16 protein-coding genes and 1 tRNA gene are annotated in these 18,802 nt (G+C 61.6%); 11 read left to right on the forward strand and 6 right to left on the reverse strand.

Annotated elements, in window-relative coordinates; genetic code table 11:
- The first annotated feature begins 197 nt into the window (after positions 1–197).
- The 4 genes from ACN8M7_RS13425 (at position 198) to ACN8M7_RS13440 (ending at position 8,235) form a co-directional block, all read left to right on the forward strand.
- Positions 198–1,175: a TRAP transporter substrate-binding protein gene (locus ACN8M7_RS13425; RefSeq protein ID WP_490261076.1), complete on the forward strand. Its 978-nt coding sequence runs from the start codon at positions 198–200 to the stop codon at positions 1,173–1,175.
- A 65-nt stretch (positions 1,176–1,240) separates the two neighbouring features.
- Positions 1,241–1,747 carry a TRAP transporter small permease gene (locus tag ACN8M7_RS13430; protein ID WP_061238246.1) on the forward strand — a complete coding sequence of 169 codons (507 nt, stop codon included), beginning with the start codon at positions 1,241–1,243 and terminating at the stop codon, positions 1,745–1,747.
- A 58-nt stretch (positions 1,748–1,805) separates the two neighbouring features.
- The gene (locus tag ACN8M7_RS13435) at positions 1,806–3,110 is read left to right on the forward strand and encodes a TRAP transporter large permease (protein WP_490261077.1); all 1,305 of its coding nucleotides are present in this window, start codon (positions 1,806–1,808) and stop codon (positions 3,108–3,110) included.
- Positions 3,111–3,393: 283 nt separating this feature from the next.
- Entirely contained in the window at positions 3,394–8,235 is a 4,842-nt protein-coding gene (locus ACN8M7_RS13440; protein ID WP_490261078.1) for an NAD-glutamate dehydrogenase, read from the forward strand.
- A gap of 307 nt (positions 8,236–8,542) precedes the next feature.
- On the opposite strand, the gene ACN8M7_RS13445 is transcribed toward ACN8M7_RS13440, so the two are convergent.
- On the reverse strand, positions 8,543–9,976 hold the full coding sequence (locus ACN8M7_RS13445) for a M48 family metalloprotease (RefSeq protein ID WP_490261079.1): 1,434 nt from the start codon (positions 9,974–9,976) through the stop codon (positions 8,543–8,545).
- A gap of 108 nt (positions 9,977–10,084) precedes the next feature.
- Between ACN8M7_RS13445 and ACN8M7_RS13450 the strand changes: the two genes are divergently transcribed.
- Together ACN8M7_RS13450 and ACN8M7_RS13455 are read left to right on the forward strand one after the other, a co-directional pair.
- Entirely contained in the window at positions 10,085–10,324 is a 240-nt protein-coding gene (locus ACN8M7_RS13450) for a sulfurtransferase TusA family protein (protein ID WP_013716292.1), read from the forward strand.
- 64 nt (positions 10,325–10,388) lie between these two features.
- Positions 10,389–11,456: an AI-2E family transporter gene (locus ACN8M7_RS13455; RefSeq protein ID WP_061238037.1), complete on the forward strand. Its 1,068-nt coding sequence runs from the start codon at positions 10,389–10,391 to the stop codon at positions 11,454–11,456.
- Between the two features lie 183 nt (positions 11,457–11,639).
- On the opposite strand, the gene ACN8M7_RS13460 is transcribed toward ACN8M7_RS13455, so the two are convergent.
- Positions 11,640–12,113, reverse strand: coding sequence for a peroxiredoxin (locus ACN8M7_RS13460; protein ID WP_061238036.1), 474 nt, complete (start codon positions 12,111–12,113; stop codon positions 11,640–11,642).
- A 22-nt stretch (positions 12,114–12,135) separates the two neighbouring features.
- Complete coding sequence (locus tag ACN8M7_RS13465) at positions 12,136–12,693, reverse strand: glycine cleavage system transcriptional repressor (RefSeq protein ID WP_061238035.1); 558 nt, start codon at positions 12,691–12,693, stop codon at positions 12,136–12,138.
- 204 nt (positions 12,694–12,897) lie between these two features.
- On the opposite strand from ACN8M7_RS13465, the gene dapA reads away from it, so the two are divergent.
- The 4 genes from dapA (at position 12,898) to ACN8M7_RS13485 (ending at position 16,088) form a co-directional block, all read left to right on the forward strand.
- Positions 12,898–13,776: a 4-hydroxy-tetrahydrodipicolinate synthase gene (gene dapA, locus ACN8M7_RS13470; protein WP_490261080.1), complete on the forward strand. Its 879-nt coding sequence runs from the start codon at positions 12,898–12,900 to the stop codon at positions 13,774–13,776.
- 16 nt (positions 13,777–13,792) lie between these two features.
- Entirely contained in the window at positions 13,793–14,914 is a 1,122-nt protein-coding gene (gene bamC / locus ACN8M7_RS13475) for an NlpB/DapX family lipoprotein (protein WP_061238033.1), read from the forward strand.
- An 87-nt stretch (positions 14,915–15,001) separates the two neighbouring features.
- The gene (locus ACN8M7_RS13480) at positions 15,002–15,871 is read left to right on the forward strand and encodes a phosphoribosylaminoimidazolesuccinocarboxamide synthase (protein ID WP_490261081.1); all 870 of its coding nucleotides are present in this window, start codon (positions 15,002–15,004) and stop codon (positions 15,869–15,871) included.
- A 127-nt stretch (positions 15,872–15,998) separates the two neighbouring features.
- Positions 15,999–16,088 (forward strand) — tRNA-Ser (locus tag ACN8M7_RS13485).
- A gap of 103 nt (positions 16,089–16,191) precedes the next feature.
- Here the strand turns inward: ACN8M7_RS13485 and ACN8M7_RS13490 are convergent.
- Together ACN8M7_RS13490 and ACN8M7_RS13495 are read right to left on the reverse strand one after the other, a co-directional pair.
- Positions 16,192–16,476, reverse strand: coding sequence for a type II toxin-antitoxin system RelE/ParE family toxin (locus tag ACN8M7_RS13490; RefSeq protein WP_490261082.1), 285 nt, complete (start codon positions 16,474–16,476; stop codon positions 16,192–16,194).
- Positions 16,476–16,751 (reverse strand): antitoxin of toxin-antitoxin stability system, encoded by a 276-nt coding sequence (locus ACN8M7_RS13495; RefSeq protein ID WP_490261083.1) that lies wholly within the window; start codon positions 16,749–16,751, stop codon positions 16,476–16,478. Before ACN8M7_RS13495 ends, ACN8M7_RS13490 begins: the two co-directional genes overlap by 1 nt.
- Positions 16,752–16,951: 200 nt before the next feature.
- On the opposite strand from ACN8M7_RS13495, the gene ACN8M7_RS13500 reads away from it, so the two are divergent.
- Entirely contained in the window at positions 16,952–17,479 is a 528-nt protein-coding gene (locus ACN8M7_RS13500; RefSeq protein WP_490261084.1) for a DUF4124 domain-containing protein, read from the forward strand.
- Positions 17,480–17,846: 367 nt separating this feature from the next.
- Here the strand turns inward: ACN8M7_RS13500 and yghU are convergent, their stop codons facing one another.
- On the reverse strand, positions 17,847–18,686 hold the full coding sequence (gene yghU / locus ACN8M7_RS13505; protein WP_490261085.1) for a glutathione-dependent disulfide-bond oxidoreductase: 840 nt from the start codon (positions 18,684–18,686) through the stop codon (positions 17,847–17,849).
- Between the last annotated feature and the right edge of the window lie 116 nt (positions 18,687–18,802).

The following is an 18,802-nucleotide window of genomic DNA, read 5'->3' on the forward strand; positions in this document are numbered from 1 at the left end:
CAACAGCCTGCGGACCCGTCAAGGGTGCCCGCTGCTGGTGCATTCGCCACTGGAATGCACCTATTCATCCCATAACGATTTCTGATCATGTGCCTCCGGTTTTTCTAGTTGGACAGGGTCGGGCGATGCGCTGAGACTCGAAATCGTCTTCCAGCCGCGCCTTGCGGCGCACAAACAAGAATGAACAGGAGAGCACCATGAAGAGCATCGCATCGCGTTTCGCCATGACCGCTTTGGCTTGTGCACTGGGCTTTGGCGCCCAGGCTGCCGAGCGTTGGAACATGACCGCCGAGAATCCCGACGGCAACTTCATCACCACCGTGGCCAAGGAATTCGCGCAGGACGTGGAAAAAACCAGTAACGGCGAGCTGCAGATCCGCGTGCACGGCAACTCGGTGCTGTTCAAGCGTCCTGAGGTCAAGCGTGCCGTACAGACCGGCCAGGTGCAGGTGGGTGACGTGCTGATGTCGGTGCTGGGCAATGAAGATCCGATCTTCGAAATCGACAGCGTGCCGTTTCTGGTGCGCAACTACGAGCAGGCTCAGGCTCTGTGGGATGCGAGTCGTCCTGCCGTCGAGGCGCGCCTGGCCAAGCAGGGCATCAAGCTGCTGTACGCCATGCCCTGGTCGCCGCAAAGCATCTTCACCAAGACGCCGATCTCCAGCATGGACGACTTCAAGGGCATGAAATTCCGTGCCTATAACCCGGCCACCTCGCGTATGACTGAGCTGATGGGCGCAGTGCCGACTGTGATCCAGACCGGTGAAATCGCGCAGGCCTTCAGCACCGGCATGATCAACGGCATGCTTACTTCGCCGACCACCGGTGTGGATTCCCAGGCCTGGGACTTCTCTTCCTATTACTACGACGTCAAGGCCTTCATTCCGAAGAACTTCGTCATTGTCAACGCCCGTGCCTTTGCCCGCCTGCCGGAGGCGACCCAGAAGGCGGTGCTGGATGCTGCCAAGCGTGCCGAACAGCGCGGTTGGGCGATTGCCCAGGAGAAGACTGGTGAGCTGGTCAAGATCTTGGCCGACAACGGCATGCAGGTATCCGAACAGGCGCCGGCGGCGGTAGAGAGCGGTTTCGCGCAGATCGGCCAGACCATGACCGAGGAGTGGCTCAAGCGCGCCGGCGCCGATGGCAAGGCGATCCTTGATAGCTACCAGCATTGATTCTGCTGCCCGCCGCCGTCCTGGCGGCGGGCTTTTCTGTGGCTTGCCCAGGGAGCCCGATGTTCATGACCCCACTGCACAAGCTCTACACCCTGTCCGGATGGTTGTCCGGTGTGTTTCTCGTCCTGATCTGCCTGCTCGTCGTGGCACAGATCGTCGCTCGCCAATTGGGCACCATGGTGCCTGCTGCCGATGAGTTCGCCGCCTACGCGATGGCCGCATCGGGCTTTCTCGCCTTGCCCTATGCACTGCAGCGCGGCGCGCACATCCGCGTGGAACTGATGCTGCGTCTGCTGCCCGCTGGCGGGCGCCGCGTGGTCGATGTGCTGGCCACGCTGGTGGGCCTGGCGATAGCCGCTTACATGGCCTGGTACTGCGCGTTGTTCGTGCTGGAGTCTTACGAGTTCAAGGAAGTGTCGTCCGGTCTGTTGCCGATTCCCATGTGGTTGCCGCAGCTGCCGATGTTGTTCGGCACGTTGATTCTGGTGGTGGCCATGGCCGAGCGCCTGGTGCTGAGCTGTCAGGGCAAACGCTTCGAAGCTGCCGAAGCCGGCACGGCGATGAGCGAGTGAGCCTGCGGGCTCGACCCCTAATTGCGGCCATCGCCGCACTGCATTCGTGAGTGAACCCGTGGACTACACAATTATTACAATCACCCTGCTGCTGACGCTGTTCGTTCTGCTTGGCGGCGGCGTCTGGGTTGCCCTGTCGTTGCTTGGCGTCGGCATCATCGGCATGGAGCTGTTCGGCGGTGCGCCGGCCGGCTCGATCCTCGCTTCCACCAGTTGGGCTTCCAGTGCCAGTTGGACACTGACGGCGCTGCCGCTATTCATCTGGATGGGCGAGATTCTCTATCGCACGCGTCTTTCCGAAGACATGTTCAACGGTCTGGCGCCCTGGATGCGTGGGCTGCCTGGGCGGCTGCTGCACGTCAACGTTTTCGGCTGCGGCATGTTCGCGGCGGTCAGCGGTTCTTCCGCTGCCACCGCCGCCACCATCGGTCGTATTTCCCTGCCGGAGCTGAAGTCGCGCGGCTACCCCGAGTCCATCGCCATGGGCTCGCTGGCCGGTGCCGGCACGCTCGGCCTACTTATTCCGCCGTCGATCATGATGATCGTTTACGGTGTGGCAGCGCAGGTGTCGATCTCGCGACTGTTCATTGCCGGCATTCTGCCGGGCCTGCTGCTGCTGGCGATCTTCAGCGGCTATTTGATGCTTTGGGCAGCTTGCAATCGCAGCAAGCTGCCGGAGGAGGGCGAGCGTCTGCCGTTTATGGTGAAGCTGCGTCGGGCCAAGCTGCTGATTCCGGTGCTGGGCCTGATCATCGCGGTTATCGGTTCGATCTATGGCGGCGTCGCCACGGCCACCGAGGCCGCTGCCGTAGGGGTAGTCGGTGCGCTGCTGATCGCGTTGTGCTCCGGCGCGCTGACCCGGGAAACCTTCATGGCCAGCCTGATGGGCGCGGTGTGCACCTCGTGCATGATCTTCTTCATCCTGCTCGGTGCGGCGTACCTGACCTCGGCCATGAGCTTCACCGGACTGCCGGCCGCGCTGGCTGACTGGATCATCGCCAAGCAGCTGTCGCCCTATCTGTTGCTGCTGGCGTTGACGCTGTTCTTCATCGCGCTGGGCTGCTTCCTCGATGGTATCTCCATCATCCTGCTGACCACCGCAGTGATTCTGCCGGCGGTTCAGGCCGCTGGAATCGATCTGCTGTGGTTCGGCATCTTCGTCATCCTGGTGGTAGAGATGGCGCAGATCACGCCGCCGGTGGGCTTCAACCTGTTCGTCATCCAGAACCTCACCGGGCGCAACCTCGGCGCGGTGGCGCGAGCCAGCTTTCCGTTCTTCATGCTGCTGGTCCTGGCAGCGGTGCTGATCACGGTGTTTCCGCAGATCGTCCTCGGCCTTCCGGAGGCCATGCGTGGGGCCTGAGGTCTCGCCACGGCCCGTTCCCTTCTCCGGTGGCGGGCCGTGGTTCTTTTCCCTTTGCACCGTGTCGGTGCAGCATTGAAAGAAAATGTCGCAGCGTCGCAAGCGGTCATGGGGCGTCCCTCGTTAAGCTCAACGGCTATATGTGACCCGTCGGTCGCTCCCTCACGCCGGTCCGCATGCGACTCGCAAGTGTCATTGTCGCTTCATGGACTAACGTTGAACTAACACCCAGCGACAGCGATCCAGACCTCCTGTCGAACCATCAGCCCAATGGAGCAAAACCATGGCGTTCTTTACGGCGGCCAGCAAAGCTGACTTCCAGCACCAACTGCAAGCAGCCCTGGCACAGCACGTGAGTGAGCAGGCGCTGCCACAAGTAGCCCTTTTCGCCGAACAGTTCTTCGGCATCATCGCCCTCGAAGAGTTGACCCAGCGACGCCTGTCCGACCTGGTCGGTTGCACGCTGTCGGCCTGGCGTATGCTGGAGCAGTTCGATCACGCCAGCCCGCAAGTACGCACCTTCAACCCCGATTACGAAAAGCACGGCTGGCAGTCCACCCACACTGCGGTGGAAATCCTGCATGGCGACATCCCGTTTTTGGTCGACTCCGTGCGCATGGAGCTGAACCGTCACGGTTACAGCATCCATACTCTGCAGAACAGCGTGTTCAGCGTGCGTCGCGACAAGAACGGCCAGCTGCTGGAAATCCTGCCGCGCGGCACTCAGGGCGAAGGCGTGTTGCAGGAAGCGCTGATGTTTCTGGAAATCGATCGCTGCTCCAGCGCTGCTGAACTGAAAACCCTGGAGAAGTCCATTAACGAAGTCTTCGGTGACGTGCGCATGAGCGTCGCCGACTTCCAGCCAATGAAGGCCAAGGCGCGCGAACTGCTGGCCTGGCTCGATCGCGCCAAACTGAAGGTGGACAAGGCCGAGCTGGATGAAATAAAGATTTACCTGAACTGGTTGCTGGACAACCATTTCACCTTCCTCGGCTACGAGGAGTTCACCGTCGCGCCAACCGCCGATGGCGGCAGCATGGTCTACGACGAGAAATCCCTGCTCGGTCTGTCCAGGCGCCTGCGCACCGGCCTGTCGGCCGAGGAGCTGCACATCGAGCCGGAGGCGGTGGCCTATCTGCGCGAGCCGCAGTTGCTGTCATTCGCCAAGGCTGCGGTTCCGAGCCGCGTGCACCGTCCGGCCTACCCGGATTTCGTCTCCATCCGCGAGCTCGATGCCAAGGGCAACGTGGTCAAGGAGTGCCGCTTCATGGGGCTGTACACCTCGGCGGTATATGCCGAGAGCGTATGGAACATCCCCTATATCCGCCGCAAGGTGGATGTGATCAAGCAGCGTTCGGGGTTCGACAGCAGCGCTCACCTGGGCAAGGAGCTGGCCCAGGTACTGGAAGTACTGCCGCGTGACGATCTGTTCCAGACACCGGTGGATGACCTGTTCAGCACGGCGCTGTCCATCGTGCAGATTCAGGAGCGCAACAAGATTCGCGTGTTCCTGCGCCGTGACCCCTACGGCCGCTTCTGCTACTGCCTGGCCTATGTGCCGCGTGACGTGTACTCCACCGAAACCCGGGTGAAGATCCAGCAGGTGCTGATGGAGCGTCTGCAGGCCACCGACTGCGAGTTCTGGACCTTCTTCTCCGAGTCGGTGCTGGCGCGCGTGCAGTTCATCCTGCGTGTCGATCCGAAGAACAAGACCCAGATCGACCCCTTGCGTCTGGAGAAGGAAGTCATCCAGGCCTGCCGTTCGTGGAAGGACGACTACGCCAGCCTGATGGTGGAGGGCTTCGGCGAGGCGCAGGGCACCAACGTGCTGGCCGAATTCCCGGACGGCTTTCCAGCCGGTTACCGCGAGCGTTTCGCCCCGCACTCGGCGGTGGTCGACATGCAGCACCTGCTCAGCCTGAGCAGCGACAAGCCGCTGGTGATGAGTTTCTACCAGCCACTGGCGCAGAACGGGCAGCAGCTGCACTGCAAGCTGTATCACGCCGATGCGCCGTTGCCGCTGTCCGATGTCATGCCGATTCTGGAGAACCTCGGGCTGCGCGTGCTCGGCGAGTTCCCCTACAAACTGCGGCGTGCCGATGGCCGCGAGTTCTGGATTCACGATTTCGCCTTCACCTATGCCGAAGGCCTGGACGTGGACATCCAGCAGCTCAATGACACCCTGCAGGATGCCTTCATCCATATCGTCGGGGGCGATGCCGAGAGCGATGCCTTCAACCGCCTGGTGCTGACCGCCGCCATGCCCTGGCGCGAAGTGGCGCTGCTGCGTGCCTATGCGCGCTATCTCAAGCAGATTCGCCTGGGGTTCTCGCTGAGCTACATCGCTGCGACCCTGGTCAACCATGCCGACATCGCCAAGGAGTTGGTGCGCCTGTTCCGCACGCGCTTCTACCTGGCACGCAAGCTCAGCGCCGAAGACCTCGACGACAAGCAGCAGAAGCTCGAACAGGCCATTCTCGCCGCGCTGGACAACGTTGCGGTACTTAACGAAGACCGCATCCTGCGGCGCTACCTGGACCTGATCAAGGCCACCCTGCGTACCAACTTCTATCAGAGCGGCGAGGGCGGTCAGGGCAAGGCCTACTTCAGTTTCAAACTCAGCCCACGTCTGATTCCGGACATCCCGCGGCCGGTGCCGAAGTTCGAGATCTTCGTCTACAGCCCGCGCGTCGAGGGTGTGCACCTGCGTTTCGGCGACGTCGCCCGTGGCGGTCTGCGCTGGTCGGATCGCGAGGAAGACTTCCGTACCGAGGTGCTCGGCCTGGTCAAGGCGCAGCAGGTGAAGAACGCGGTGATCGTGCCGATGGGCGCCAAGGGTGGCTTCGTGCCGCGCAAGATGCCGGTCGGTGGCTCGCGTGACGAGGTGCTGGCCGAGGGCATCGCCTGCTACCGCATCTTCATCAGTGGCCTGCTCGACATCACCGACAATCTCAAGGATGGCGAGGTGGTGCCGCCGCAGAACGTGGTACGTCACGACGCTGACGATCCCTATCTGGTGGTGGCGGCGGACAAGGGCACCGCGACCTTCTCCGACATCGCCAACGGCATCGCTGCCGAGTACGGCTTCTGGCTCGGCGATGCATTCGCCTCCGGTGGTTCGGCCGGTTACGACCACAAGGGCATGGGCATCACCGCCAAGGGCGGCTGGGTTTCGGTGCAGCGTCACTTCCGTGAGCGCGGCATCGACGTGCAGAAAGACAATGTCACGGTGATCGGCATCGGCGACATGGCGGGTGACGTGTTCGGCAACGGCCTGCTGCTGTCGCAAAGCCTGCAGTTGGTGGCTGCCTTCAACCATATGCACATCTTCATCGACCCCAATCCGGATGCGGCCAAGAGCTTCGTCGAACGCAAGCGTCTGTTCGAGCTGCCGCGTTCGAGCTGGGCCGACTACGACACCAAGCTGATCTCCGAGGGCGGCGGCATCTTCCTGCGCAGCGCCAAGAGCATCGCCATCAGCCCGCAGATGAAGGCCCGCTTCGACATCGCTGCCGACCGCCTGGCGCCGACCGAGCTGCTCAATGCACTGCTCAAGGCACCGGTCGATCTGTTGTGGAACGGCGGCATCGGCACCTACGTGAAATCCAGCAAGGAGAGCCACGCTGATGTCGGCGACAAGGCCAACGACGCCCTGCGCGTGGACGGTCGTGAACTGCGCGCCAAAGTGGTGGGCGAGGGCGGCAACCTGGGCATGACCCAGCTCGGCCGTGTCGAATTCGGCCTGGGTGGCGGCGCCAGCAACACCGACTTCATCGACAACGCCGGCGGCGTGGACTGCTCCGACCACGAGGTCAATATCAAGATCCTGCTGGGTGAGATCGTCTCGGGCGGCGACATGACCGAGAAGCAGCGCAACAAGCTGCTGGCGCAGATGACTGACGATGTTTCCGAGCTGGTGCTGGGCAACAACTACAAGCAGACCCAGGCGTTGTCGCTGGCCGAGCGCCGCGCACGTGAGCGGGTCGGCGAGTACAAGCGCCTGATGAGCGCGCTGGAGAGCGCCGGCAAGCTGGACCGCGCCCTGGAGTTCCTGCCCTCGGACGACGAGCTCAACGAGCGTACCAACAACGGCCAGGGCCTGACCCGGCCGGAGCTGTCGGTGCTGATCTCCTACAGCAAGATCGACCTCAAGGAATCGCTGCTCAAGTCCCAGGTGCCGGATGACGACTACCTGGCCCGCGAGATGGAAACGGCCTTCCCGGCCATCCTCACCGAGAAGTTCGGCGATGCCATGCGCCGTCACCGCCTCAAGCGCGAGATCGTCAGCACCCAGATCGCCAATGATCTGGTCAACCACGTGGGCATCACCTTCGTGCAGCGCCTCAAGGAGTCCACCGGCATGAGCGCGGCCAATGTCGCCGGCGCCTACGTGATCGTGCGTGACCTGTTCCGCCTGCCGCATTGGTGGGCGCAGATCGAGGCGCTGGACTACAAGGTGTCGGCCGACCTGCAGCTGCAGCTGATGGACGAACTCATGCGCCTGGGCCGTCGTGCCACCCGCTGGTTCCTGCGCAGCCGCCGCAACGAGCTGGACGCTGCGCGTGACGTGGCGCATTTCGCGCCGCGTATCGAGGCACTGGTCGGTCGCCTGGACGAGCTGCTCGAAGGCCCGGCGCGTGAGCAGTGGCTGGCGCGTTATCAGAGCTTCGTCGAGGCCGGCACGCCAGAGGAGCTGGCGCGCGTGGTTGCCGGTACCGGCCACCTGTACACCCTGCTGCCGATCATCGAAGCGGCGGATGTCACCGGCAAGGATGCCAGTGAAGTGGCCACCGCTTACTTCGCCGTGGGTGGCGCGCTGGAACTGTCCTGGTATCTGCAGCAGATCACCAGCCTACCGGTGGAGAACAACTGGCAGGCGCTGGCGCGCGAGGCGTTCCGCGACGATCTGGACTGGCAGCAGCGGGCGGTCACTGTCTCGGTTCTGCAGATGGTCGACGGGCCGCAGGAAATCGAGGCGCGCGTGGCGCTGTGGCTCGATCAGCATCAGCGTCTGGTTGATCGCTGGAAGGCGATGCTGGCCGACTTGCGTTCGGCCACCGGCACCGACTACGCCATGTATGCCGTGGCCAACCGCGAGCTGATGGATCTGGCGCAGAGCGCCTGAGTCGTTTGCTGAAATAAAAAAGCCCCGCCAAGTGCGGGGCTTTTTCATGTCATACGGTTGGATATGTTCCGTCGCGTAGCCTGGATGCAATCCGAGGTCAGGCACAAAGCGCCCCGGATTTCATCCGGGCTACGACACACGTTCTACGCAATATGCGCCCCTGGGGGCACGCTGGGGGAGAGGGTGGTAGCGCCGCGAGCCGTCTGTCGCGCTAGACGGAAATCCCAAGCCCGGATGCAATCCGGGATCAGGGAGGTAGGGTGCGTCGTGCACACCGCCACTATCAGGCTATTCGCTGCATTCCCGATCAGCGCAGCATCTGCTCGACCAGGCGCTTTTCCTCGGCGAGTTCGCGCTGACGCGCATCGATACGCGAGGCCAGCTGGAAGTTGTTGCTGGCGCGACGTTTGGCGAAGTCCAGCTGCTCGATGGCCTGGTTGTAATCACCGACCAGGGCGAAGTATTCCGCACGTGCCTGGTGCAGACCGATGGTGTTGCCGCTCAGGCCACGTACCTCGGCAACCTGGTACCAGACGTCCGGGTCCTTGTCGCGGCTCTTGAGCAGGTCGTCCAGGGCGCGTTCGGCGTCGGCGATGCGCTGCTGCTTGAGCAGCAGATCGACACGGGTCTGCTGCAGCGGGTAATTGCTCGGGTAGAGGGTGAACATGCGTTTCTGTCGACGCTCCGCCGCATCCAGGCGATTGGCCGCCATATCCAGTTCAATCTGCGCCAGGTTGTAAGTGATGTCGTCCGGGGCCTTGGCCAGCAGCGGAGCCAGGGTTTCACCAGCCTCGGCGAGCTGGCCGGTTTTCATCTGTGCCAGCACCAGGCCGTAGCGCGCAGCATCGAGGCCGGGATTTTCGTCGAGCATGGCGCGGAAACGCTTGGCTGCGAGGCCCGGCGTTTCTTCGTAGGTCAGTTGCACGCGGGCGCGCATCAACTGGTAGCGCAGGCTGTCTTCGCGGCCCTTGACCGGGTATTGCTCCGCGCGGTTGCGGGTATCGGCGATACGCGACTCCGACACCGGGTGAGTCAGCAGGAACTCCGGCGGCTTGGCGTCGTAGCGGTACTGGCGCATCAGCCGTTCGAACATCGACGGCATGGCACGCGGGTCATAGCCAGCCTTTTCCAGGTTGACCAGGCCGATGCGGTCGGCCTCCTGTTCGTTCTGGCGGGAGAAACGCCGCTGTTCCTGAATCGCGGCTGCCTGGGTCGACATGATGGTGGCGATACCGGCGTCGCCGGCACCCGCCGCCGCTGCGACGATGCCGGCGAGCATCGCGGCCATCAGCGGCAACTGCATGCGCTGCTGCGCCTCGACGCCACGGGCGAAGTGGCGCTGCGACAAGTGTGCCAGTTCGTGCGCCATGACCGAGGCGTACTCGGCCTCGGTCTGGGCATAGAGGAACAAGCCGCCGTTGACCCCGACGATCCCGCCAGGCGCGGCGAAGGCGTTGAGTTGCGGGCTGTTGAGCAGGATGAACTCGAGGCGTCGGTCCTGCAGCTGGCTGGTTTCCGACAGGCGATAGACGCTCGACTCGACGAAGTCCTTGAGTTGCGGATCGTCCAGTTGCGAGACCTGGCCACGCAGCAGGCCGAGCCAGGCACGACCCAGCTGGTGTTCTTGCTGGGGCGAGACGATCGAGGAGCTGGCGTCGCCAAGCGACGGCAGGTCACTGGCACCCGTGTGGGCGGCGAACAGGCAGGCCAGCGTCAGCAGGGTAGGGCGCAGAAAAGTCATGCACTCAGGACTCTCGGGAGGCAAAGGCGTTACTGTAGCCGGCCAGCTACCACGCTGGCCAGGGTTGTGGCGGCTTGGGTATCCTAGCCGACCGATCAGGAGTAGATGATGACAGACGTACCGGCCTTCGATGCCGAACTCGACGCCTGCGGGCTCAACTGCCCGTTGCCCTTGCTCAAAGCCAAGCTCGAGCTCAATCGCCTGGCCAGCGGCGCTGTACTCAAGGTCAGCGCCACCGATGCTGGCTCGCAGCGCGATTTTCGCGCCTTCGCCAGCCTGGCCGGGCATGCGCTGCTGCATGAAGAGGTCGACGCGGGTATTTATCGTTACTGGTTGCGTAAGGCCTGAGCCGTACTCCATCACGCAGGCTAAAAATAGAGAGCGCCGCTCTTTTGCAGATTAAGGATTGTTGATGGTCAAGGTTATTCGCGACTGGTTGCACCGTTACTTCTCCGATGAGCAGGCCGTGGTGCTGGCCGTGCTGCTGGTGCTGGGCTTTGCGCTGGTGCTGACGCTGGGCGGAATGCTGGCGCCCGTGCTGACTGGCCTGGTGCTGGCGTTTCTCATGCAGGGCCTGGTCAACGGTCTGGAGCGCCTGAAAGTACCGCAAGTACTGGCGGTCTGGCTGGTGTTCGCCCTGTTCATGGGCGGCCTGACGGTGTTCATGCTGGTGTTGATGCCACTGCTGTGGCAGCAGTTGAGCACGCTGTTCAATGAGTTGCCGCGTATGGCGGCCGAGTGGCAGTCGGTGTTTCTGCTGTTGCCGGAGCGTTACCCGAACCTGATCACCGATGCGCAGATCGTGCAGTTGATCACCAGCATGCGCGGCGAGGCCGGCAAGTTTGGCCAGTGGGCGCTGTCGTTCTCCCTGTCCAGCCTGCCGATGCTGGTCAGCGTGATGATCTATCTGGTGCTGGTGCCGATCCTGGTGTTCTTCTTCCTCAAGGACCGCGAACAGATCGGTCAGTGGTTCCGCAGCTACCTGCCGCGCGAGCGCGCGCTGATCACCCAGGTGGCGCAGGAGATGAACCAGCAGATCGCCAACTACATCCGCGGCAAGTTCATCGAAATCATCATCTGCGGCGTGGTCACCTACATTGCCTTCGCCTACCTGGGGCTCAACTACGCGGCACTGTTGGCTTTGCTGGTCGGGCTATCGGTCGTGGTGCCCTATATCGGCGCGGTGGTGGTGACGGTGCCGGTGGCGCTGATCGGTCTGTTCCAGTGGGGCTGGAGCGATCAGTTCCTCTATCTGATGGTGGTCTACGGCATCATCCAGGCGCTCGATGGCAACGTGCTGGTGCCGCTGCTGTTCTCCGAGGCCGTCAACCTGCACCCGGTGGCGATCATCTGTGCGGTGCTGCTGTTCGGTGGCCTGTGGGGCTTCTGGGGCGTGTTCTTCGCCATCCCGCTGGCGACGCTGTTCAAGGCGGTGATCAACGCCTGGCCGCGTACCGAGCCGGAACCTGCACAAGCCTGAGAGGGCCGGCCGTAGGAGCGGCTTCAGCCGCGAAACAGGTGCATGACTGGGCCGCTATCCCCGGTCAAACGAAAAAGGCCGCATTCGCGGCCTTTTTTATGCGCACTTCCCCGTTGGTACGGGATAGCCCGGCAGAGGTGCTTGTCAGCTTCGCGGCTGAAGCCGCTCCTACGGTGGCGGGTCTCAGCGCTTGTGCAGTTCCTGCGCCGCGGCCAGCACCTTGTCGACATGGCCGGCGACCTTGAGGTTGCGCCACTCCTCACGCAACACACCGTCCTTGTCGATCAGGAAAGTGCTGCGCACGATGCCCATGTATTCCTTGCCGTAGTTCTTCTTCAGCTGATAGACGCCGAACAGGTCGCACAGCTGGTGCTCCTCGTCGCTGATCAACTCGAAGGGGAAGGCCTGTTTGCACTTGAAGCTTTCGTGCTTCTTCAGGCTGTCCATCGATACGCCGAAGATCAGCGTATTGGCTGCCTTGAACTGCTCGAAGCGGGCACTGAAGTCCATACCCTCGGTGGTGCAGCCTGGAGTGGCGTCCTTCGGGTAGAAATACAGCACGACCTGCTTGCCCTTGAGGTCGGACAGCTTTACCTGCTGGCCACTGGTGGCCTCGGCCTGGAAGTCGGCGACGGCTTTGTCGAGTTCAACGGACATGGAAATTCCTTGTTTGCGGCTATCAGGGGTTTTGCGGGCGCCAGGGTTCGATCAGCGCATCAAGATTCAATGCATCGGCAAAGTCGAGAAACTGGTCGCGCAGCCAGCTGATCTGCGTGCCGGCCGGCAGCGTCACGGTCAGGGTGGCGTTGAGCATGGTGCCGCCGGTCTGCGGCGCCTGGTAGGTGTCGCAGGTCAGGGCTTCCAGTTCGACGCGGTTATCGATGAAGAACTGGCACAGCTCGTTGAGGATGTCCGGGCGATACACGGCGCTGACGTAGGCGACATAGGGCAGCGCTTGCGGGCGTACTTCGGCGGCGGCGCTGCGAATCAGATCGACGCTGAAATCGTGCTTCTTGGCCAGCAGCGGCAGGCTCGACTCCAGGCGCGCCAGTGCATCCCAGCTACCAGACACCTGCAGCACCAGTGCGCTGTACTCACCGTGACGGCTCAGCCGAGTGCTGATCACCGCGCAGCGATTCTCATGGCTGGTGCGACTGAGCAGGTTGGTCAGGGCCATGGCGTCGCGGCCGAGAGCACTGATAACGAGGAATTGTTCGCGAACGGGGGGGGTGGACATGCAGCCTTCCTAAAGCGATGAACGGTCCGCGCACGAGAAGCCGTGGACCAAAGGCAGCAGGTTAGCGAAAAGCACCGCCGAGGGGAATGGCGCAGCCGTGTACATCGGACGACGGCCAGCACCGATAAGCCCTTGTCCGTTGCTTGTGCCGGACTGGTGGCACCAGTACCATTACGGCTCAATTTTTCCGGCAGGAGCGGTTGCATGATTGCGGGCAGTATGGTGGCACTGGTCACGCCCATGGATGCGCAGGGTGGTCTTGATTGGGAGGCCCTGAGCAAATTGGTGGATTTCCACCTGCAAGAGGGCACCAATGCCATCGTCGCGGTCGGCACCACCGGTGAGTCCGCCACGCTGGACGTGGGTGAGCATATCGAAGTGATCAAGCGCGTGGTCAAGCAGGTTGCCGGTCGTATCCCGGTGATCGCCGGTACCGGCGGCAACTCCACCCGCGAGTCGGTCGAGCTGACCCGTGCCGCCCAGGACGTCGGCGCCGATGCCGCCCTGCTGGTCACCCCGTACTACAACAAGCCGACTCAGGAAGGCCTGTACCTGCACTTCCGCCACATTGCCGAAGCAGTATCCATTCCGCAGATTCTCTACAACGTGCCGGGTCGCACCGTGTGCGACATGCTGCCGGAGACCGTCGAGCGCCTGTCGAAGATCGACAACATCATCGGCATCAAGGAAGCCACCGGCGACCTGCAGCGCGCCCAGGACGTTCTGCAGCGTGTCAGCAAGGACTTCCTCGTCTACTCCGGTGACGACGCCACCGCCGTCGAACTCATGCTGCTCGGTGGCAAGGGCAATATCTCGGTTACCGCCAACGTTGCGCCGCGCGCCATGAGCGACCTGTGCGCTGCCGCGATGCGTGGCGAGGCTGCCATCGCCCGTGCGATCAACGACCGCCTGATGCCGCTGCACAAGGCACTGTTCCTCGAATCCAACCCGATTCCGGTGAAATGGGCGCTGCATGAAATGGGCTTGATGGGGGACGGTATTCGTCTGCCTCTGACCTGGCTCAGCCCGCGCTGTCACGAACCGCTGCGCCAGGCCATGCGCCAGTGCGGTGTATTGGCTTAACTCAAGGATTCTACGCATGAAGCGACTGGCCGGATTCTCCGCCCTTGCTCTGATCGTCTCCAGCACCAGCGGTTGTGGCTGGCTCTGGGGTGAAAACGGCTATTTCCGTGATCGTGGCAGCGACTACCTGGAAGCGCGACAAACCGCGCCCATGAAGCTGCCTGCCGATGTCGATGCCAAGCGCCTCGATCCCCTGTTGCCGGTGCCCGCGCAGATCGCCAGCACCACCGCGACCCCGGCCGAGTTCGAAGTGCCGCGCCCGCAAGGCCTGCAAGTGCGTGCCGACGAGCGCGAGTTCAGCCTGCAGCGCAGCGGTGATTCGCGCTGGGTCGTGGCTCAGCGCGTACCGGCCGAAGTCTGGCCGCTAGCGCGTCAGTTCTTCGAAGACAACGGTTTTCGTATCGCCAGCGAGCGCCCGCAGGTCGGTGAATTCACCACCTCCTGGCAGCGTTTCGACGAACTCTCCACCGGTATGGCCCGGCGCCTGAGCAGCCGCGTTTCCGGCGTTGCGCCGGATGCCGAAACCCGCGTGCGGGTACGCATCGAGCCGGGCGTACAGCGCAACACCAGTGAAGTCTTCGTCACTAGCGCCGAGCGTCCTGCGGGCAGCACTGCAGATGTCGATTTCGCTGCAAATAGCGGCAACGCCAGCCTCGAAGCCGCATTGCTCGACGAAATGCTGGTGAGCATGGCCCGTGGTGTGGAGCAGGGCGGTTCCGTATCGCTGCTCGCTGCACGAGACTTCGACGCTCCCAGCCGTGTGAGCCTGAGCGAAGACGGCAACGGCAACCCGGTGCTCAACCTTGGCGCAGACTTCGACCGTGCCTGGTCGGGCGTCGGTCGTTCGCTGGAGCTGGGTGACGTGCGCGTCGACGACCTCAACCGCAGCCTGGGTCTGTACTACATCAACCTGGCCGAAGGCGCTCAGGTCAACGAGGAGAAGCCGGGCTTCTTCGGTCGCATGTTCGGCAGCGCGCCGAGCAAGGAAGAGATCGATGCCCGCGCCGAGCGTTATCAGGTGCGTCTGACTCCGGTTGGCGATGGCGTACAGGTCACCGTGGAGAAAGACCTCAACACCGTTGCCCCGGCCGACGTATCGCGCCGCGTGTTGAGCCTGATCCAGGATAATCTCGGCTGATCGGCGCAGCGCGCGTCAGCTGTTAATCGATGGGCGAAACCCGCAAAGGTTTCGCCTGTTTTGTTTGCCAGAAACGGAAATGCCGACATGAGCACACCCACCACCCTGAGCCTGAAGAAGATCTACTCGGGCAAGGTCCGCGACCTCTACGAAATCGACGACAAGCGCATGCTGATGGTGGCCACCGATCGTCTGTCGGCATTCGATGTCATCCTCGAGCAGCCGATTCCGGAGAAGGGCAAGATCCTCACCGCCATCTCCAACTTCTGGTTCGACAAACTGGCAGGCGTGGTGCCCAACCACTTCACCGGTGACAAGGTCGAGGACGTCGTATCCGCCGCTGAGCTGCCGCTGGTCGAAGGCCGTGCCGTCGTGGCCAAGCGCCTCAAGCCAGTTGCCGTAGAAGCCATCGTGCGTGGCTACATCGTCGGTTCCGGCTGGAAGGAATACCAGAAGAGCGGCACCGTCTGCGGTATCTCGCTGCCGGCTGGTCTCAAGGAAGCGGCCAAGCTGCCGCAACCGATCTTCACCCCGTCGACCAAAGCCGCTGTAGGTGACCACGACGAGAACATCAGCTTCGAGCAGTGCGAAGCCATCATCGGCGCCGAGCTGGCCGCCAAGGTGCGTGACACCGCCATCGCCCTGTACAGCGCAGCTGTCGAGTACGCCGCTACCCGCGGCATCATCATCGCGGACACCAAGTTCGAATTCGGCCTGGACGAAGACGGCACCCTGACCCTGATGGACGAAGTGCTGACCCCCGACTCCAGCCGTTTCTGGCCGGCCGACAGCTACGCCGAAGGCAGCAACCCGCCGAGCTTCGACAAGCAGTTCGTGCGCGACTGGCTGGAATCCACCGGCTGGAACAAGCAACCTCCTGCTCCGGCCGTACCGGCAGACGTGGCCCAGAAAACGGCCGACAAGTACCGCGAAGCGCTGACGCGCTTGATGGCCTGAACCTGCTGAGCATCGCCAGAAAAGGCCGAGCACTGCTCGGCCTTTTCACAAGCGCCTGATAGAAAACGAAAAAATTTCAAAATAAGCTTCGCCAAAGCGTAATCAACTGTTATCATGCGCGCCGCTTGGGAAGATGCCGGAGTGGTCGAACGGGACGGATTCGAAATCCGTTGTGTCAGCAATGGCACCTAGGGTTCAAATCCCTATCTTCCCGCCATATCTCAAGCCTAAGCCCCTGAAATTCCTAGAGTTTCGGGGGCTTTTGCTATCTGCGGCATGCAAGGTGTCGAAGAAGTGTCGAAAGCGACTAGAGACTAAAGCTAGCTCTGGATCGGCGGCCACATCCTGGCGACGTGTACCAGGGCGAGAATCCAGACGGCGTCGCGCTCAGTCTGATAGACAAGGCGGTAGTTCTCGTGAGGAATCAGCTCTCTAGTACCGACGACCAAACCCAACCTGCCCTTGTCGGGAAGGTTAGCCAGCGAGGCTGCAGCAGCGCTGAATAGCTCGTCCATGTGTACGGCAGCGCGAGGGTTTTCAGTGGCGATGTATTCCCAGATATCCAGACGATCCTGCAGGGCCTCGGGCGTCCAAATAACCTGCATCAGTGACCCAGGGCCTTAGCACGGCGAGCGGCGAATTCGGCTTCCACATCATCATTGGAGCGGCCACGACCCGCCTCTACCGATGCTCTGGCAGCAGCGACCTTGCGTTGCACGAATTCATCATGCTCTTTGGCCTGTTGCTGCTGGCGAATGAAGTCGCGCATGAGGTCGCGCATGACCTGGGAGGCCGGCCGGTGTACGGCTTGAGCGGCTGCCATGAAGCCTTCGCGTAGCTCGGGCTCAAGCTTCAGATTGAAAACGGCTTCTTTGGCCATGATGGTCACCTCTCGGTCAATTCGTAACTACAACGTATATACGTCGTGCACATGCTAACCAATGCTCACTGTGCTGGAAAGCACACGCCATCAGATCGAATGCGAAGTGCCTAAAACTGAACCCGCCTAACCGCTAGCGATTTTTGTCTCAGAGCATTAGATTTGGCCGGCGAATTAATCGCGCTAAAGGGACTTTAAGCATGCTCGGGCACAGGATATTTCCGCTGGTACTGGCGGTTCTTGCCACATTTGCACACGGACAGGTGTACACATGGGTTGATGAGAATGGGCAGAAACATTTCGGCAGCCAACCTCCGGTAGCCCAACCCAATATCGAGCCCGTGAAAATCAATCATGGCTACATAGGAGAAGGCAACGTCGCGCCGCCTCCACCCCCTTCCTTTAGCACCTCATCCAATCCGGTTAAGGGTTCGAAAAAGCAGATGTGCACCAGTGCAATACGGTGGACAGCAGAAGATATTGAGAACCTGAAAGACATTGCGAAAGAGCAAATGCAGGCTAAAAAGATTTCTGCTGCGGACTATGCAGAAGGGCAGAAAAGCTTCAAAGGAATTGAAGAGCGCATAACCTTCCAGAACTGCATTACCAGCTCTGGAATGGATGAAAAACGCTACAGGTGCCTGTCCGAGGGCTTAGGCCTGATGGTGTGTTCGGGCTTGGCTGAAGAAGCGATCAGAGAAGGCATGAGTCGAGCTCAGCGGCGTTAGCCCTACGGCCACCCTTTGAAGAATGTCTCAAAGTTATCAACGGGATTGAACCGAACTGCATCCTGTAGATGATCCAGCGCAAGGTGTGTGTAGCGCATAGTCATTGAACGAAAAGGGGACAACGAAAAGGGGACAGATTTATTTTTAGGCTGATGGCGCTGCGCCATAAATAAATCCGTCACCTTTTTAGAACGTATATACGTTGTGTGCATGCTAACCAATGCTCGCGATACTGGAGAGCACATGTCACCGAATCGGGTGCTTGAATCGCCCTTTTTTCTAAAAGCCCCGAATCGTAATACTGTTCGGGGCTTTTTCGTGTCAGGGAATCTGCAGGCTTTGGTCCTGTTTTTTCCCGCCTCAGGTCTTAATCCAAATCAGCAGGCTGGTGCCGTTCCGGCACTTGCTCCGACTCCTCGCCCCAAGTGCGGTTGATCCGACGACCACGCTGTACTGCTTCGCGTTTGGCGATTTCTTCGGCCCAGCGCAGCACATGCGGATATTCGTGAACGGCCAGGAACTCGGCGGCGGAGTAGACGTTGTTCCTCACCAGTTCGCCATACCAGGGCCATACGGCGATGTCGGCGATGGTGTAGGTGTCGCCGGCCAGGTAGCGGTTATCGGCGAGGCGCTGGTTCAGCACGTCCAACTGGCGCTTGGTTTCCATGGTGAAACGGTTGATGGCGTACTCGAACTTTTCCGGGGCGTAGGCGTAGAAGTGACCGAAACCGCCGCCCAGGTAGGGCGCCGAGCCCATCTGCCAGAACAGCCAGTTGAGAGTTTCGGTGCGGCCTGCCAGATCCTTTGGCAAGAAGGCGCCGAATTTTTCCGCCAGGTAGAGCAGGATCGAGCCGGACTCGAACACGCGGATGGGGCCAGCCGTACTGCGGTCGAGCAGGGCGGGAATCTTCGAGTTAGGGTTTACGCTCACGAAACCGCTGGAGAACTGCTCGCCCTCGTTGATGCGAATAAGCCAGGCATCATATTCGGCGCCCTCATGGCCCTGCGCGAGCAGTTCTTCCAGCAGGATGGTCACCTTCACGCCATTGGGCGTTGCCAGGGAGTAGAGCTGTAGCGGGTGCTTGCCGACCGGCAATTCCGCGTCGTGGGTCGCGCCGGCGGTGGGGCGGTTGATCTTGGAGAACTGGCCGCCGGATGCTGTCAGGTGTTGCCAGACCTTCGGCGGTACGTAGGTAGATTGGGTCATTGAAACCTCGCGTGTCGACGTATGAAGTGGCAGTCGCAGTCAAGGCTATCTGGATTTCACCCGACATTTGAATGCCCGTGGCAAAAAAGGAACGAATTTATCTATTGCGCTCGCCA

The sequence above is a fragment of the Pseudomonas spartinae genome (assembly GCF_965197125.1).
GTDB lineage: Bacteria > Pseudomonadota > Gammaproteobacteria > Pseudomonadales > Pseudomonadaceae > Aquipseudomonas > Aquipseudomonas composti_A.